Genomic DNA, 2887 nt, shown 5'->3' on the forward strand with positions numbered 1-2887 from the left:
CCCGCCGCGTAGTCGCGTGCCAGTTCCGGTATCTCGTCGAACCGGTAGACGCGCTGGTCGCCCACGTCGAGCATCCAGCCCGACCGCTCCTGGAATTCGAGGATCTCCTCGATGTCGTGGAAGCAGCAGGCATGGGTGTGGACGTGGATGTGGCGCTTGATGCATTCGTTGGCGCGTACGGTCTCCAGCCGCATGCCGTGCTTCCAGCCGACGGTGGTGAGCACCCCCTGCCGGCCGAGCGCCCGCAGGGTCGCGCGGTGCACGGGCGCGCCGATGTTGTCGATGACGACGGCGGCCCCGCGGCGCGCGCTGAGTTCGCCCACGATCCGCAGGAACGTCCGCTCGGACTGGCGGTAGCGCTGCCGGAATCCGGGATCGGCGGCCATCCGCTCCTCGTCGTGACAGAGGTCGGGGAAGAGCCTGCGGTCGACCGGGATCATGCCCTTGGCCTCGATCTCGGCGAGCCGCCGCGGGTTGCCGGAGGCCATGGCGGCCCGGAAGCCCGCGCGCTGGGCGAGTTCGAGTTCGGCGACGGCGACCCCGCCGCCCCAGCCGAAGGCGAGCGGCGGCGGGTCCGTGTGCGCCGGGTCCGTACGGACCTGGGAGCGCCAGCAGGCGTGGGCGACCTTCCAGTTGTCCCACGCCGTCCAGTACCGGCCGTAGGAGGCGGCCCACTGCTGGAGCGAGTAGCGGGTGTCCTTGGGCAGCGGCAGCAGCAGGTGTTCGCCGATCTTCGTGCGGCGGGCCAGGACGCCGGTGGTGCCGGGGGCGTCGTAGGCGTGCACGAGTTTGACGTAGCCGTCCTGGTCGGTACGGGCGAACGCCTGGATCAGGCACAGGTCGCCCTCCTTGACGCGGGTGACGGCCTTGCCGGGCCGCTCCACGCGTACGACCCCGAAGTTCCCGATGACCATGCGGTCCTCGCCGCGCTGGCGGCACACGTCGACCGGGGTGCGCTCCAGGGCGTGACTCATATTCGCTTCCCAGGAGCCGTAGAGCGGCGCCACCAGAACTTCGTTCTCGGTGATATCCGGGAAACTGAAATCCTCCCGGACGAGTTCTCCTGGACGGGGATCTCCGGATTCCGTGCCGGCGGGTCCCGCGTGCAATACCCATGCGTCGGTGGTGATCACCTGAGTAGACCCCTCGGTGAGTTCGGAATCTTCTGCTGCCGGGCCCTCTTCGGCCCTCGGCACAACGCTTGGAAATCTACGTTCGGAGGGTTCTGTCCGTCTTCCGTCGGCCTGATGAATTCACCGGGCACCACCAAAGGATGAGCGTTCATCCTTTGGTGGGAGCGGGGCCTCGCGCATCGGGTGCGGGGCGGCGCCCATGGCGTGGGCGCCGCCGTCGGCGTGCACGATCTCCCCCGTGACGGCGGGCAGCCAGTCGGAGAGCAGGGCGCAGACGACGCGGGCCACGGGCTCGGCGTCGGCGGGGTCCCAGCCCAGCGGCGCACGGCCGGGCCACGGCCCGCTCACGGCCTCCGCGCCGGGGATGGCCCGCGCGGCGGCGGTGTGCAGGGGGCCGGCCGCGACCAGGTTGACGCGCGTCCCCTGGCCGCCGAGGTCGCGGGCGAGATAGCGGCAGCAGCTCTCCAGCGCGGACTTGGCGACGCCCATCCAGTCGTACGCGGGCCAGGCGACGCGGCCGTCGAAGTCCAGGCCGACCACGGAGCCGCCGCCCGCCGCGGCCAGCAGCGGGGCGAGGCCGCGGCCGAGGGCGACGAACGAGTACGCCGAGACGTGCAGGGACGTGGCGACCTCCGGCCAGGGCGCGGCCAGGAAGCCGCCGCCGAGGATGTGCGGCGGCGCGAAGGCCGCCGCGTGCAGCACGCCGTCCAGCCGCCCCCACCGGGCGTCGAGGGCGTCGGCCACGGCGGCGATGTGGTCCTCGCGGGTCACGTCGAGCTCCAGCACGTCCGGCGGTCGCGGCAGCCGCCGGGCCACCCGTTCGGTGAGCCGCAGCCCGCGCCCGTAGCCGGTGAGTACGAGCGCGGCGCCCTCCTCCTGGGCGAGCCGCGCCACCCGCCACGCGATCGAGGACTCGGTCAGCACCCCGGTGACGAGTAGGCGCTTGTTCTCCAGCAGCATGGCTCGGCTCCTTCGGCCGTCACGGCCCTCGTCCGTCCTCGTCCGCTTCCGGCTCTCCAGAATTCACGCGCCGGAAGCGGGTGAATACGGCCGCACGTCCTCATTCTTTCGGAGGGGGCGTGCGGGGATTCCCGCTCCCGGTTCAGCAGCAGTGATGAGGATTTCGCGCGGCGGGGGCCGATACGGTGCGGGCACCGAGGTTTGTGGAGCGCGCCATGCCGGAGGGTGCCATGCCGAAGATCAAATACCTTTCCCCGGAGTATCTGGCGGAGTTGGAGAAACGCGGCGGCCGAATGCCCGAGAAGCCGGGGCTCGACCTGGAGATCCAGCACATCATCAGGGAGGCCCCTCAGGGCGGCGAGATCGCGTACTACTTCCGCATCCGCGACGGCCGTCTCGTGGAGGCCAGGCGCGGCATGCTGGAGCGGCCCATGTGCTCGCTGCGCATGGCGTACAGGACCAGCGTGAAGCTGACCACGCGGGAGATGAAGGCGCTCGTGGGCCTGGTCACCGGCAAGATCCGGCCGGGCGGCGACGTGGCGCGCCTGCGCTCGATGATCCCGTCGCTCCAGTCGCCGGAGTTCATCGCGCTGACGGACGAGGTGCACGCGATGACGGAGTACTGACGGCGTACCGGGCATGCCGCAGCCCCGTGCCCGTGACCATGCGTTCGTCGGGCACGGGGCACGGGGCTCGGGGCCGCCGCTGCTTGCCGCCGTTATTTCTCCAGCACCGTCGTCCGCGTCAGCGGCAGCCACGCTGTCTCGCGGAAGGAGAACAGCACCACCAGGGCC

The 2887-nt window shown here is 71.3% G+C and carries 2 protein-coding genes and 1 pseudogene; 1 reads left to right on the forward strand and 2 read right to left on the reverse strand.

The window, feature by feature from the left end:
• Both ACFU99_RS39650 and fabI read right to left on the reverse strand, forming a co-directional pair.
• The coding region (locus tag ACFU99_RS39650; protein WP_384402389.1) for a zinc-binding alcohol dehydrogenase family protein at window positions 1–974 on the reverse strand (974 nt) is incomplete at its 3' end.
• A 351-nt stretch (window positions 975–1325) separates the two neighbouring features.
• Window positions 1326–2093, reverse strand: a pseudogene (gene fabI / locus ACFU99_RS39655) (enoyl-ACP reductase FabI); the annotation flags it as partial.
• Between the two features lie 215 nt (window positions 2094–2308).
• On the opposite strand from fabI, the gene ACFU99_RS39660 reads away from it, so the two are divergent.
• Window positions 2309–2719, forward strand: coding sequence for a hypothetical protein (locus ACFU99_RS39660; protein ID WP_384402392.1), 411 nt, complete (start codon window positions 2309–2311; stop codon window positions 2717–2719).
• Window positions 2720–2887: the final 168 nt, after the last annotated feature.

The sequence above is a fragment of the Streptomyces sp. NPDC057654 genome (assembly GCF_042800135.1).
Classification (GTDB): domain Bacteria; phylum Actinomycetota; class Actinomycetes; order Streptomycetales; family Streptomycetaceae; genus Streptomyces.